At 62.4% G+C, this 13,597-nt stretch carries 12 protein-coding genes; 11 read left to right on the forward strand and 1 reads right to left on the reverse strand.

Annotation, left to right across the window (positions count from 1 at the left end; all coding sequences use genetic code 11):
- Window positions 1-22: 22 nt before the first annotated feature.
- The 9 genes from LVD11_RS14075 (at window position 23) to LVD11_RS14115 (ending at window position 7,902) form a co-directional block, all read left to right on the forward strand.
- Window positions 23-1,213: a carbon-nitrogen hydrolase family protein gene (locus LVD11_RS14075; RefSeq protein WP_237060064.1), complete on the forward strand. Its 1,191-nt coding sequence runs from the start codon at window positions 23-25 to the stop codon at window positions 1,211-1,213.
- Window positions 1,214-1,236: 23 nt separating this feature from the next.
- Entirely contained in the window at window positions 1,237-2,607 is a 1,371-nt protein-coding gene (locus LVD11_RS14080) for a flavin monoamine oxidase family protein (RefSeq protein ID WP_237060067.1), read from the forward strand.
- Window positions 2,600-3,781, forward strand: coding sequence for a C69 family dipeptidase (locus LVD11_RS14085; RefSeq protein WP_237060069.1), 1,182 nt, complete (start codon window positions 2,600-2,602; stop codon window positions 3,779-3,781). Before LVD11_RS14080 ends, LVD11_RS14085 begins: the two co-directional genes overlap by 8 nt.
- Window positions 3,778-5,115: a hypothetical protein gene (locus tag LVD11_RS14090; RefSeq protein WP_237060070.1), complete on the forward strand. Its 1,338-nt coding sequence runs from the start codon at window positions 3,778-3,780 to the stop codon at window positions 5,113-5,115. Before LVD11_RS14085 ends, LVD11_RS14090 begins: the two co-directional genes overlap by 4 nt.
- 20 nt (window positions 5,116-5,135) lie before the next feature.
- A complete protein-coding gene (locus LVD11_RS14095) occupies window positions 5,136-5,516 on the forward strand; it encodes an MmcQ/YjbR family DNA-binding protein (protein WP_237060071.1) in 381 nt (126 codons plus the stop codon).
- 35 nt (window positions 5,517-5,551) lie between these two features.
- Window positions 5,552-6,364: a DUF4349 domain-containing protein gene (locus LVD11_RS14100; protein WP_237060072.1), complete on the forward strand. Its 813-nt coding sequence runs from the start codon at window positions 5,552-5,554 to the stop codon at window positions 6,362-6,364.
- A gap of 72 nt (window positions 6,365-6,436) precedes the next feature.
- Window positions 6,437-7,291 (forward strand): thioredoxin, encoded by an 855-nt coding sequence (gene trxA, locus LVD11_RS14105; protein WP_237060073.1) that lies wholly within the window; start codon window positions 6,437-6,439, stop codon window positions 7,289-7,291.
- A 99-nt stretch (window positions 7,292-7,390) separates the two neighbouring features.
- Window positions 7,391-7,708, forward strand: coding sequence for a YqfO family protein (locus LVD11_RS14110; protein WP_237060074.1), 318 nt, complete (start codon window positions 7,391-7,393; stop codon window positions 7,706-7,708).
- The gene (locus tag LVD11_RS14115) at window positions 7,681-7,902 is read left to right on the forward strand and encodes a hypothetical protein (RefSeq protein WP_237060075.1); all 222 of its coding nucleotides are present in this window, start codon (window positions 7,681-7,683) and stop codon (window positions 7,900-7,902) included. Before LVD11_RS14110 ends, LVD11_RS14115 begins: the two co-directional genes overlap by 28 nt.
- A gap of 47 nt (window positions 7,903-7,949) precedes the next feature.
- On the opposite strand, the gene LVD11_RS14120 is transcribed toward LVD11_RS14115, so the two are convergent.
- Entirely contained in the window at window positions 7,950-8,489 is a 540-nt protein-coding gene (locus LVD11_RS14120; protein ID WP_237060077.1) for an NUDIX hydrolase, read from the reverse strand.
- A gap of 525 nt (window positions 8,490-9,014) precedes the next feature.
- Here LVD11_RS14120 and LVD11_RS14125 point away from each other — a divergent pair.
- Window positions 9,015-10,307, forward strand: coding sequence for an efflux RND transporter periplasmic adaptor subunit (locus LVD11_RS14125; protein ID WP_237060080.1), 1,293 nt, complete (start codon window positions 9,015-9,017; stop codon window positions 10,305-10,307).
- A 77-nt stretch (window positions 10,308-10,384) separates the two neighbouring features.
- Window positions 10,385-13,546, forward strand: coding sequence for an efflux RND transporter permease subunit (locus LVD11_RS14130; protein WP_237060082.1), 3,162 nt, complete (start codon window positions 10,385-10,387; stop codon window positions 13,544-13,546).
- The last annotated feature ends 51 nt before the right edge of the window (window positions 13,547-13,597 follow it).

Genomic DNA, 13,597 nt, shown 5'->3' on the forward strand with positions numbered 1-13,597 from the left:
GGCCGGGTAACAAAGAACAATAATGAAAAGAAAACGACTGCTGTCACTGTTACTGCTGTTGGTACTTGCGATACCGGTGCTGTTCGCGCAGCTGCCTGCGGACCTGGTTTTGCCCAAAACCGACGGCCAGGCCATTGCCGGTAATGCCGCGCCGGTCCTTGAGCCGCTTAATACCCCTGTTGCCGGTGCAACCAATATCGTCTCGATCCAGCCCTGGTTGCGCCCGGAAGATTACATCGATGGTGCGCGCCTGCGCCGCAAACTGGCGGGTTACCTCACCCATGCCCAGGCTGAGGGCTGGTTGGTCCCGCAGACCCTGGTGGTATTACCCGAGCATATTGGCACCTGGCTGGTGGCTTCTGGCGAGGGATATCCTGTTTTCCGTGCATCCGGCACCACCGCTGCCATGCTGTGGGCAGCGCTGGGTAACCTGCCGGCTTTCTCCACTGCGCTGTATGGGGAGCTGGTGGACGGAGGTGCGGACGACCCGTTTGCCGCTGCACTGTTCCGGTCCAAGGCAGTGCTTATGGCGGCGGAGTACCAGGCGGTATTTTCCAGTCTTGCGCAACAATTCGGGGTGACGCTGGTGGCCGGCTCCATCGTGCTGCCGGATCCCTCTGTGTCCGCGGGCGCAATCAGGCCTGGCCAGGGCCCCCTCTACAACGCGAGCTTTGTATTCGAGCCCGGGGGGCGTATCCGCGGGCCGGTGCGTAAGGTCTATCCCATTGAAAGCGAGCTCCCCTTTACCCGGCCGTCCCGGGCACCACTGCCGGTATTCGACACCCCGGCCGGACGCCTGGGGGTCCTGATCTGCGCCGACAGCTGGTACCCGGATACCTGGGCCCAGTTGTCCGCTGCAGAGATCGTGGTGGTGCCATCATTTTCCTCGCCCAGTGGTATCTGGTCACAGCCGTGGCAGGGCTACAACGGGGCCAAGGCTCCCGCCGATGTGAACCCGGTGGATATAGGCCAGATCAGTGAGGGAGAAGCCTGGAGGAAATATGCCCTGGCCGGTCGTGGCCGGCACCTGCGCGGGGGGATGAACACCTTCCTGCGCGGCGACCTCTGGGACCTGGGTGATGACGGGCGTACTACGGCAGTTGTCGGCGGGCGGGTGATACAGGGGAGGCAGCGGGACGGCGCGGTAATTTCCAGTGTATGGCTGGCAGGAGCGGGGCGCGGCGGGACCGCGCCGGAAGATTCGCGGCAATAACAGGTCTGAGCGGGAGAAGCGCGATGGAAGAAGTCGATGTGGCAATTCTCGGGGCCGGCATATCGGGGCTGCAGGCAGCGCGCTTGTTGCAAAACGATTATTCGGTGCGGGTCCTCGAGGCACGCGACAAGGTTGGTGGGCGCCTGTTCAACCATACCTTTGCCAATGGCGATACTGTCGACCTGGGGGGACAGTGGCTGGGGCCCGGCCAGGAGCGGATGTACCGCCTGGTGGCGGAGCTGGGGGTGGAAACCTGGCCGCTTTATGACCAGGGTGACAATCTCCTCTTTCTCGGTGGGAAACCCCGCCGGTACCGCGGCACTGTTCCCCGTATCAATCCCATGGCCATGCTGGACCTGGGCTTGGCGCTGTCCAGGTTCGAGAAAATGGCGCGTTCCGTGGATCCCTCTGCGCCCTGGTCCCACCGCCAGGCCGCCGACTGGGACGGCATGACGCTGCAGACCTGGATTCGGCAGAACTGCCGTACCGCCACGGCGCGGCGCCTGTTCAACGTGGCGGTCGGCGCTGTTTTTGCTGCCGAGCCCTGCGATATTTCCCTGCTGCATGCCCTGTTTTATGCCCGTTCGGGAGATTCCCTGGCAAAACTGCTGGCGGTGACTGGCGGTGCGCAGCAGGATCGTGTGCGTGGTGGAACTGCAGGCCTGTGTGAGCGGATGGCGGCGGAGCTGGGGCAGCGTGTCCAGCTCAATGCCGCGGTTACGAGGGTTTCGCATGCTGCGGACAATGCCCTGCAGGTGGAGTATACCGGGGGCGCAATCCGCTGCCGGCGGCTGATCATCGCCATCCCACCCAACCAGGCGTTGCGGATCCGCTTTGAACCGGAGCTGCCGGCCTGGCGCGACCAGTTGCTGCAACGGATGCCTGCGGGCTCATGTATCAAGTGCATCGCCCGCTACGACCGGCCTTTCTGGCGCGAAAAGCAACTGTCTGGCCAGGTGACCAGCACCATTGGCCCTGTGCGGGTGACGTTTGATAACTCCGAGCCCGGCCGCAACTCCGGTCTGCTGATGGGCTTCCTCGAGGGCGACGCCGCACGCCATTACAGCGCTATGGCGGACGAGGAACGCCGGCAGGTGGTGCTGGACTGCTTTGCCGCTTTCTTCGGTGAGCAGGCGCGTCACCCGGAAGAATATGTCGACCGGGACTGGAGCAGTGAGCCCTGGACGCGAGGGTGCTATGCCGCATACTTTCCTCCCGGGGGCTGGACCCGTCACGGCGAGCGCCTGCGTGAACCGAACGGGAACATCCACTGGGCCGGCACCGAGTTTGCGACGCGCTGGTACGGTTATATGGAAGGCGCACTGGAGTCCGCCGAGCGCGCGGTGCGGGAAGTCCAGTGGATGATGCAACCCGCCGGTGCCGTGCATGTGTGACACCCTGGTTTACCGGGCAGGCAGTATCACCTGGCTGGCCAAGAACAGCGACCGCGACCCGCTGGAAGCACAGCGTGTTGAAGTGTTGCCGGCAGTGCGCGGCGACACTGAGCCCACCTTGCGCTGTACCTGGCTGGAAATTCCGCAGGTGCCCGACCGCCATGGCTGTGTCCTGGCACGACCGGCATGGATGTGGGGGGCGGAGATGGGGGTCAATGAATGCGGTGTTGCGATCGGCAACGAAGCGATTTTTTCCCGCCGTGTAAACCAGGCTGGGGTGGCCCTGCTGGGGATGGACCTGGTGCGCCTGGCGCTGGAGCGGGCTGACAGTGCCGCCCGTGCACTGCGCGTGATTGTCGAATTGCTGGAACGTTTCGGGCAGGGTGGCCCTGCCGGCTATAGCCAGCGCAATCTCCGCTACGACAACAGTTTCCTGATCGCCGATGGGGCGGAAACCTGGAAGCTGGAGACGGCCGGGCGCCGCTGGGTGGCCCGCCGGGTGCAGCACTATGATGCCATTTCGAACGGCCTGACGATCGGCAGTGACTTCGAGCTCGCCAGCGATGACGTCCGCGAGGGGGGTGGCTGTTTTGATCGCGCCAATGACACCCGCCTGTTGCCTTTCTTTGGTGCCTCCCGCCGCCGGCGCGCAGCTGCTCTTGCTGAACTGAAATCCCTCCAGGTCGATCGCGTGGGCTTTGCGGATTTTGCCCGTATCCTCCGGCATCACCGGCATGGGCATCCCAGTGGCAATGCGGACCTGTGCATGCACGCGGCGCCTCCCGGGGCGCTTTTCCCGTGGCTGCGGCCCTCCCAGACTGCCAACGCCATGATTGTGGCGCTGGGGCAGGGCGCGCCGCGCATTGCCTTTACCGGTACCGGGCTGACATGCAGTAGCCTGTTCAAGCCGGTAGACTTCACGGGAAGCTGGCATGTCTGCGAGCGGGACAGCTGGGAACGGCACCGGGCCTGGCGTGACCAGTGGATCGGCAGCGAGTCCGCGCGCTCCAGGTTGCTGCGGCAACTGGAGGAGGCCGAGCATGCCATTTTTGCCGCCCTCGAGCGCGGGGAAGCCAACGTCGCCAACCAGAGAGCGCGCTACTGGTCGGATAGAATCTTTGCCGGGACAGCGATCCCGGAGAACCATGGACAGATCATGCAGGAGACCTCATGACCATTCGCAACCTGGCTTGCTTTATTTCCATTACTTTCCTGGCCCTGGTTGGGTGTGGTGACCGACCGGCGGCCCCCGCTGCGGATGACGCAGCGTTGGAAACCGAAGGGCAGGGCCAACCGGATATGGACCGGCTTGCTCGCGACTATGTAAAACTGGTGCTGGAGCTTGGCAATCACGATGACAGTTACGTGGATGCCTATTATGGTCCGGAAGCATTGCGCACCGAGGCGAAGTCCAGTGAGGACAGTGCGGCCGATCTGGCCGCGCGGGCCGCGGACCTGGTCAGCCAGTTGCCGGAAAATATCGAGCCGGCCGCCGATATGGAATCACTGCGCCAGCATTACCTGAAAACCCAGCTGCGCGCTCTTCGTGCGCATGCTGAAACCCTGGCGGGTGCACGGGAAAGTACCTTCGAGAGTGATGCGCAGCTGCTTTACGATACCCGTCCGCCGAAACGAGAGCTGGCCGAGTTCGAACCGGTGCTGGCGGAACTGGACCAGCTGTTGCCGGGGGAGGAACCGCTGCACCAGCGGGTGAAGTCCTTCAAGGCGCAGTTTGAGATTCCCGCGGAAAAACTGCCGGCAGTGTTCGATGCCGCAATCGATGCCTGCCGCGAACGTACCAAGCAGTATGTCGACCTGCCGGCCAAAGAGGATTTCGAACTGGAGTATGTCACTGACAAGCCCTGGAGTGGCTACAACTGGTACCAGGGCGACGCGCACAGCCTGATCCAGGTCAATACCGAGTTGCCGGTCATGATCGACCGTGCCATCGACCTGGGGTGTCACGAGGGATACCCCGGTCACCACACCTATAATGCCCTGCTGGAACAGTCCCTGGTGAAGGATCGGGGCTGGATCGAATACAGTGTCTACCCCCTGTTCAGCCCGCAGTCCCTGATCGCCGAGGGCAGCGCGAATTACGGGATCGAGCTGGCATTCCCGGGTAAGGAAAAGCTGGAATTTGAAAAGAGCGTGCTTTATCCCCTGGCCGGGCTCGACCCCGCAGATGCGGAACGGTACGACCGGGTGCTGGAGCTGCAGGAGCAGCTGGGCTTTGCCGAAAATGAAATCGCACGCCAGTATATCGACGGCGAGATTGACGGCGAAAAAGTCGTGGAGCTGTTCCAGACCTATGGTCTGCGCAGCCCCGAGCGCGCGGCCCAGCGCAAGCGTTTTGTCGATACCTACGGTGCCTATGTGATCAATTACAACTGGGGCAAGCAGCTGGTGGCGAATTACGTGGAACAGGCGACATCACCGGAAGAACGCTGGCAGCGCTTCTCTACGCTGCTGTCGTCCCCGCGCCTGCCTTCATCGCTGGACTGGTGAGCCTGTAGGGAGTTCCAGGGATGGAATATGCAAGCGCCCGTGATTACCTCCTGTCCCGACCCGAGGCCCGGGAGGATTTTCCCTTCGGCCCAGAGGTGGCGGTGTTCAGGGTGCGGGGGAAAATGTTTGCAACGCTCAGTATCGAAGGCGGTGTGGGGCGCACCAACCTCAAGTGCGACCCGGATGAGGCGCAGGCGCTGCGCGATATTTTCACCGGCGTGTTGCCGGGCTACCACATGAACAAGAAACACTGGAACACGGTGCGGCTGGACGGCAGTGTGCCGGATTACGAGATTGAGAGGATGATGGACCGTTCCTATGGCCTGGTGGTGCGGGGCCTGAAAAAGGCCGAGCGCACCGCGCTGGAACTGCGCCATGGCGTGGAGGCCCTTTACCGCTGACACACTGATTTTCATCATTATTGTGGATGCCGTTGATGACTGATCGATTCTTCCTTGCCTTGCTGGTGGCCCTGCTGCTCACCGGCTGCAGTCGCGAATCCAGTGATGATTCTGCCCGGATGGCCGAGCCAGCAGCCCAGACCGCGGCGCTCAAGGTTGCCGACGTCCAGCGCCAGCGCACAAAGTACCTGGCGTATACCCATGCGGTATCAGTGGAATATCCGGTGGATGAGCTCGAGGCACGCTTCGAGGCACTACTGGCATGGTGTGCTGAGGATACGAAGTACCGCTGTACCCTCCTTGATAGCCGTTTGAATACCAGTAACTATGTCAGCGGACATATCGAAGTGCGCGTGCTGCCGGCGGGGGTCCCGGCGTTGCTGGAGGTGGCGGCGGACGGCGGCACTACAACCGGGCGTTCCACCAGTATCGAGGACCTGGGCGACGCCATTGTGGATAACCAGAAACGGGTGGAAATGCTGCGGGATTACCGCGCCCGGCTGGAGGCCCTCAGTGAGCGCTCGACCGACGATATCGAGGCACTGGTGAAAGTCGCTTCGGAGCTGGCGCGGGTCCAGTCCGACCTGGAAATGGCCGCGGGCAAACGCAGCCGCTTGCTGCAGCGTGTGGAGATGGACCGGGTACAAATCCGGCTGTTATCGCTGTCACAGAAATCTTTTGCCCAGCCGATTGCCGGTGCTTTCCGCAGCTTTGGCGGGCGTCTGTCGCAAGGAATCGCCGACACCGTGACCGCAGTGGCCTACCTGCTGCCATGGACGCTACTGGGGCTGTTCCTGCTCTACCTGGCCCGCCTGGTGTGGGTACGGGTGCGCCAGAGGCATCGCTGACAGGGTGGCGGGTGTTGGTCGGAAATTGGGCGATCGGGTAAACTGCGCCCAAAATCAGATTCAGGAGTGGTTGTGAACGAATTTATTGTCGATGTCACGGCGGAAAACGCCCAGCAGGTGCTGATCGAGGAATCCATGAAACGCCCGGTGGTCGTGGACTTCTGGGCCGACTGGTGCGAACCCTGCAAACAGCTGATGCCGGTGCTGGAAAAGCTCGCCAACGAGTACGCCGGCCAGTTCCTGCTGGCGAAGGTGAATGCGGATACGGAGCAGATGCTGGCCGGGCAACTGGGGGTACGCAGCCTGCCCACGGTGATGGTGCTGAAGGAAGGCCAGCCGGTGGACGGCTTCGCCGGCGCCCAGCCGGAAAAGCAGATCCGCGAGATGCTGGACAAGTACCTGCCCAAACCCTGGGACCTGAAACTGGAGCAGGGCAAGGCGCTGGTAGGCGAGGGCAAGCTGGATGAGGCGCTGCCGGTACTGCGGCAGGCCTACTCTGACTCCGGCGAACGCCAGGATATCGCCAAGCAGCTGGCCGCAGTGCTGCTGGAGCAGAACCGCACCCAGGAGGCCGAGGAGGTGCTCGGCAAGATCCTGCTGGCAGACCAGGACAGCGATTACCAGCAGCTGGTGTCACAGCTGGAGCTGAAGCAGCAGGCGGCGGAAACACCGGAGATCAAGGCCTTGCAGGAAGCTCTGGAAAAGAATCCCGGTGACTTCGATACCGCCTACAAACTGGCGGTGCAGTATAGCCAGGCCCATCGCACCCAGGAGGCGCTGGACCTGTTGCTGGAGATCCTGCGCAGCGATATTACCTACGCTGACGGTGCCGCCAGGCAGGCTTACCTGGATATGGTAAAGAGCCTGGGAGCAGGCGACCCGTTGGCGACCCAGTACCAGCGCAAGCTGATGACACTGCTGTACTGATCCTCTTCCTGCCCCCATGGGGGCAGGCAGGTACTACCTGATTCATTCGCGGGCCCGTAGGGCCCGGCATCATGAACTCCCGGAGCCGGTACCAATACCATGTACAAACTCTGCGTTTATATTCCCGAGACTCACCTGGAGCCCGTTAAGCAGGCCCTGTTCGTTGCCGGTGCCGGCCGTATCGGCGACTACGACAGCTGCTGCTGGCAGGTGGCCGGTACCGGCCAGTTCCGGCCGTTACCGGGTAGCCAGCCATTTATTGGCCAGAGCGGCGAAGTAGAGCAGGTAAATGAATACCGCGTGGAGCTGGTCTGTGCCGATGACCTGGTCGATGAGGCCCTGGCGGCGATGCGCGCGGCCCATCCGTATGAGGAGCCCGCCTTCGATCTGTGGAAGCTGGACGATCGCTGCAACTGAATACGCCTGGCGGGCGTTTGCCGGCGGTCGCGACCGAGTCGAATGTCTATGCCGGTATCAATCGGTTGGAAGAGTTGGGCGGCGACGTGCGCTTCACCGTGCACGGGGACATGGCGCACGATGTCTGGGTCCGCGCATACGTGGGAGAGGACCTCTATCGCTGGTTGCTGCAGCATAAGTCTGCCGGCGGGTAGGCAAACACCGGGGAAACCGGTGACCAGGGGGAGGCTTGCCCCTGGCGTCAGAGCTTGCGCGTGATGACCCCGCGGTGCAGTGGGTAAGACCCTTCACGGCGATCGGAGAAGTAGTGGGTCAGGGTCTCGCTCATTATCGGGAAGGCGATCTCCTGCCAGGGGATTTCCTCTTCCCGGAACAGCTCTACCTCGAGTGACTCGGGACCGGCGCCGAAGTTGGTATCGGTCAGTTCACCGCGATAGATCAGGTAGACCTGGTTGATGTGCGGAATGTCATAGACGGTATACAGGTCGTCCACACGGATGTTGGCGCGGGCCTCCTCCCAACTCTCCCGAAGGGCGCCCTCCTCGCTGGTCTCCCCATTTTCCATAAACCCGGCGGGCAGGGTCCACAGCCCCAGCCGGGGCTCGATGGCGCGCTTGCAGAGCAACACCCGGTCACCCAGGTACGGCAGCACGCCGACAATGACTCGGGGGTTGATGTAGTGAATGGCACCGCACCCACCGCAGAGGTGGCGTGGGCGATCGTCGCCCTCGGGGATGGAAAAGGTGACAGCATCGCTGCCGCAGTGGCTACAGAATTTCATGGAGGCATTATACGCCCGCGTACCCGGGGCGTCAGTGCCTGTGGACCATTAATCCGCCCGCCGGAGCACGGGCTCAGCCCGGTTTGCTGCCGTCCCGCGTTTGCGCCAACCGGACCACCCTGAAGCCGGTATAGCCATAGAGGACGTCCGGGAGCGGCGTGGCAATGGAACCGGCAGGGCGGCCGTGGAGCGCCCGTAGAGCAGGGTGGGCAGTAGCAGTGCAGCAGATTGGTCACCGGCGATAGCATTGAGGCCGAGAGCACTGGCAAACACGCCCCGAAACAAGCCGCCAGCGGTCCTGCCCCGGTATTTCCGGGGGCTGGCCAGGCGGGCGATCAGGCCCGATTCGTCCCGCAGGGCGCGACATGCGACCACGCCCACAACCCGCCACAGGTTAAACGGCATGCCGGCCACGCCGCCCCGCGACAGCAGCCCATCCGCACCGGGAATTCCCGACTTCCCTGTTGACGCCTCCGGCCATCGCCTGCCACGCAACCTGCCAGTGGCAACATCTATAGTTGAAGAATGAAAAAGGCCACCGGGTATAGTGACAGTCCGGCCATGAACGCCCGCACCCGGGTCCCCGGGTTGTGCGTGGGATTGTTGACGATCATGCTCGGTGCCTGTGGTGACCGGGGACCAGAGCAAAGTGCGCCACCCCCGCCACCGGTGGAGGTACTCTCTGTGCGCGAGCAGCCGGTAATTCCCCGGTTTGAGTATGTCGGCCGGATTGAGGCTACCGATGAATTGCAGGTCAGGCCGCGGGTAGAGGGCAATATCCAGGGGCGTTATTTCGAGGAGGGCAGCCTCGTCAGGGAAGGCGAACTGCTTTACGAGATTGATCCGCAGCCGTTTGTGGCGATACTGGAAAATCGCCGTGCGGCGGTTTCGAGGGCTCGTGCCGCACTGGAGGTGACCGAGCGCAACTACGAGCGCGGTCGCGAGTTGGCGCCGCGGGGTTTTATCAGCAAGTCGGACTTCGACCGCCTGAAGGGGGATTTCGAGCAGGCCCAGGCCAGCCTGAAAGAAGCCAGGGCTGACGTCAGTACGGCGGAGTTGAACCTCTCCTATACCCGCATTTATGCGCCTTTGACCGGGCGTATCGGCCGCTCCGCCTTTCCTGTCGGTGCCCTGGTGGGACCGCAGTCAGAGCCACTCGCGACCATACTCAATACCGACCCGGTGTACGTACTGTTCGAGGTGCCGGAGGATCGGGTGTTCTCAGTCCAGATTACCGCAGAGCGTCGCGAGCAGGCCGGGTTGCGGCCGGAACGGCGGGATATCCGTATCGAGCAGCCGGACGGCAGTTATTATCCCCACCTGGGCGCCATTGCCTTTGTCGACAATAAGGTCAACCCGAATACCGGCTCGGTGGCAGTCCGGGCCGAATTTCCCAACCCCGATCAGCTGCTGATCCAGGGGCAGTTTGCGCGCGTGTCAGTGCGGGTCTACGGCGGCGGCGAACAGGTCAAGCCCCTGGTGCCGCAGTCGGCGGTACTGGAGGACATGCAGGGGCGCTATGTATTCGTGGTGGACGGGCAGGATATTGCGCATCGCCGGTATCTGGAGCTGGGCCAGCGGGAAGGAGAGCTCTGGGCCGTGGAAGAGGGCCTGAAAGCCGGTGAAACCGTGATCGTTAACGGGCTGCAGCGGGTGGTCGCGGAGCAACCGGTGGATCCCCAGTCCTCCGCCCGTAACCCCTACGCCAACCACCATCCCGCGAGTCGCGAGGGCACTGGTCGCACGGAAGGTGAGCGGCGGGAAAAGCGGGACAGGTCCGGGAACGACGAAGGTCCTGCGCCCACCGACGGCAAGTAAGCGGGCCAGGGCACCGACCGTGGCGGTACGGGCGGGCGTGAGGGAGACGGAATGTTGCGGACAGGGAGTGGATCTTTTTGATCAGCGCATTTTTTATCCGGCGAACCAGGTTCGCTTTTGTGATTTCAATCCTGATCACCCTGGCCGGACTGCTGTCCCTGCCGTTGCTGCCCGTTGCCCAGTTTCCCGATCTTGCACCGCCGACCATCACCGCTACCACCCGGTTTGATGGCGCCAGTGCCGAGGTCATGCGGGATAGTGTGGCCGTGCCGCTGGAGACGGAGGTCAACGGGGTCGAGAACATGCTGTATATGTCCTCTTCCAGCGGCAATGACGGCAGTTACCGATTGACGGTGACTTTCGAGAGCGGTACTGACGACGATATCGCGCAGGTCAATGTGCAGAACCGGGTACAGCAGGCCACACCGGCGCTGCCGGAAGAAGTGCGCCGCAATGGCGTGATCGTGCGCAAGCAGTCCAACACCATGCTGCTGGTGGTTAACCTGATCTCTCCGGAGGGCAGGTTCGACGAGCTCTTCCTGGCCAACTATGCCCAGATATTTATCCGCGACGAACTGGCGCGGGTACCGGGGGTCAGCGAAGTCAGTATTCTCGGCTCCCTGAATTACGCCATGCGCATCTGGCTGAACCCGGACCGGATGGCGGCGCTGGATATTACTGCGCAGGATGTAATCAATGCGGTGCGGGCCCAGAATATGCAGGTTGCCGCCGGCCAGATCGGCTCCCCCCCGATCGGCAAGGACCAGCAGTTCCAGTACAACATTCTCGCCCAGGGGCGGCTGGTGGATGTGGAGGAGTTCAAGGACATCAGCCTGCGCGCGAATCCCGCGGGAGGGATGGTGCGAATGAAGGATGTTGCCCGGGTGGAACTGGGCAGTGAGTTTTACAGCGCTTACGGCCGGCTGGACGGCAAGCCGGCAGCGGTGATCGCAGTTTACCAGCTGCCGGATGCCAATGCGCTGAACGTGGCCGAGGGTATCCGGGAACGCATGGCGGTACTGGAAGAGCGCTTCCCCGAGGGGCTGGAGGCGGAAATACTCTACGACACCACCGAATTTGTCAGTGCGTCGATCAGGGAAGTGGTAGAGACGCTGGTGATAGCACTGGTACTGGTAATCCTGGTGGTATTCCTGTTCCTGCAGGATATCCGCTCCACCCTGATTCCCGCTATTGCCATTCCGGTGTCGTTGATCGGTACTTTTGCCCTGATGCTGGCATTCGGTATGACCATCAATACCGTTACCCTGTTTGCGCTGATCCTGGCTATCGGAATTGTAGTGGACGATGCCATTGTCGTGGTGGAAAACACCCAGCGCCTGATGTCTGAGGGGCTGCCACCACGGGAGGCAGCCCTCAAGTCCATGGAGGAGGTGACCGGGCCGGTAATTGCCACCACGCTTGTGTTGCTGGCTGTGTTTGTGCCGGTGACGTTGATGCCGGGCCTGACCGGAGGCATGTACCGGCAGTTCGCAGTCACCATCAGCATGGCCGTGGTCATCTCCTCCATCAATGCCCTGACTCTCAGCCCGGCTCTCTGTGCCACCTTGCTCAAGCGCGGTGAACGCGGTGAGGTTGCCGGTGTGAAGGAGACCGGGGTGTTCGGCTGGTTCAACAAGACACTGCACCGGCTGACCAGATCCTATATGGCCATGGTCGCGTTCTGGGTGGCCCGGCCATTGATGGGTGCGCTGTCAGTCGTCGGGATTGTAGCGCTCTGCTACTGGTTGTTTACCTCGGTGCCCACTGGCTTTATTCCCGACGAGGATCAGGGGTTCTTCCTGGTGCATGTGCAGCTGTCCGAGGGGGCTTCATTAAATCGTACTGGCCCCGTGGTTGAGCAGATTCGTGAGATCATGCGAGCCGAGCCGGAAGTCGCCCACGTGATGGCAGTGCCGGGATTCAATATCCTGGCCAACAATGTCAGTTCCAACTCGGCCTTCATGATCGGGATTCTGCGTCCGTGGGAAGAGCGGCCGGAACGGTCCCAGCACCAGATGGCGGTCATGCAGCGGGTGCAGCAGAATGTGGCGGCGGTGCCCGAGGCACGCGTAATGGTATTTCCCACGCCGCCGTTGCCGGGGGTGGGTACCATCGGTGGCTTTGAGTTTATCCTCACCGACCTGATGGGCCGCGATGCCTCAGAGCTGGCCGGTGTCCTGTACGATGTCCTCGGCCAGGCCAACCAGCGGCCGGAGATCGCGCAGGCGTTTACCAGTTTCCAGGCGAGCACCCCGCAGCTGGCACTGGAGGTCGACCGGGACAAGGCCCATACGCTGGGGGTACAGCTGACGGATGTCTACAACACGTTGCAGACCCAGCTGGGTGGCTTTTATGTCAACGACTTCAACCTGTTCGGCAAGGTCTTCCGGGTCATGCTGCAGGGTGACGAGCAGTTCCGCAGCGAGGAGCAGGACCTGTCCGGGTTCTTTGTGCGCGCCAACAGCGGTGAGCTGGTGCCGGTTACTTCCATCGTCGAGATCTCGCCCACGGTGGCCCCCCAGACCATCGATCGCTACAACCTGTACAACAGTGTCACCATCAATGGTGCCCAGGCCGCGGGGTATTCCAGTGGCGACGCGATGCGGGCGATGGAACAGGTGGCCGGGCGCCTGCCCGCCGGGTACAGCTACGAGTGGACCGGGTCCAGCCTGCAGGAAATCACTTCCGGGAACATGGCACCGATCCTGTTTTCACTTGCCATCGTATTCGTATACCTGTTCCTGGTGGCGCAGTATGAAAGCTGGCTGATTCCGGTGGCGGTAATGCTCTGCGTTCCGGTCGCCATCGCGGGGGCGTTGCTGGTCAACTGGCTGGCGGGGGCGGTGAACAACCTGTATACCCAGATTGGCCTGGTATTGCTGATCGGCATGGCGGCCAAGAGTGCAATCCTGATTGTGGAGTTTGCCGCGAACGAGCGCGATGCCGGCAAGCCCGTGGCCGAGGCGGCGATCAGTGCCACCCGGCTGCGGTTCCGTGCCGTGCTGATGACGGCACTGTCGTTCGTGCTGGGGGTGCTGCCACTGCTGCTGGCCTCTGGCGCCGGGGCCGCCAGCCGTATTTCCCTGGGCCTGGCGGTTTTCGGGGGCATGACTGCAGCGGCGGTTTTTGCCACATTGCTGGTGCCGGTGTACTACGCGCTGGTGCAGGGCTTCCGGGAAAAGGTAAAGGGGGGACACACACCGGCGGAACACCAGGTGGGAACCGGTACGGATGGTTAAACCCGGACGCGAAATTGTGGTCACAGCGATTGCTTGCCGTATAGTAGAGAG

The sequence above is a fragment of the Microbulbifer sediminum genome (genome assembly GCF_021729035.1).
In the GTDB taxonomy this organism is placed as follows: domain Bacteria; phylum Pseudomonadota; class Gammaproteobacteria; order Pseudomonadales; family Cellvibrionaceae; genus Microbulbifer; species Microbulbifer sediminum.

What these genes read in the sequence shown, in the direction of transcription:
- LVD11_RS14075 (WP_237060064.1), top strand. Translation starts at nt 23, where the DNA reads ATGAAAAGAAAACGACTGCTGTCACTGTTACTGCTGTTGGTACTTGCG.
- LVD11_RS14080 (WP_237060067.1), top strand. Translation starts at nt 1,237, where the DNA reads ATGGAAGAAGTCGATGTGGCAATTCTCGGGGCCGGCATATCGGGGCTG.
- LVD11_RS14085 (WP_237060069.1), top strand. Translation starts at nt 2,600, where the DNA reads ATGTGTGACACCCTGGTTTACCGGGCAGGCAGTATCACCTGGCTGGCC.
- LVD11_RS14090 (WP_237060070.1), top strand. Translation starts at nt 3,778, where the DNA reads ATGACCATTCGCAACCTGGCTTGCTTTATTTCCATTACTTTCCTGGCC.
- LVD11_RS14095 (WP_237060071.1), top strand. Translation starts at nt 5,136, where the DNA reads ATGGAATATGCAAGCGCCCGTGATTACCTCCTGTCCCGACCCGAGGCC.
- LVD11_RS14100 (WP_237060072.1), top strand. Translation starts at nt 5,552, where the DNA reads ATGACTGATCGATTCTTCCTTGCCTTGCTGGTGGCCCTGCTGCTCACC.
- LVD11_RS14110 (WP_237060074.1), top strand. Translation starts at nt 7,391, where the DNA reads ATGTACAAACTCTGCGTTTATATTCCCGAGACTCACCTGGAGCCCGTT.
- LVD11_RS14120 (WP_237060077.1), bottom strand. Translation starts at nt 8,489, where the DNA reads ATGAAATTCTGTAGCCACTGCGGCAGCGATGCTGTCACCTTTTCCATC.
- LVD11_RS14125 (WP_237060080.1), top strand. Translation starts at nt 9,015, where the DNA reads ATGAAAAAGGCCACCGGGTATAGTGACAGTCCGGCCATGAACGCCCGC.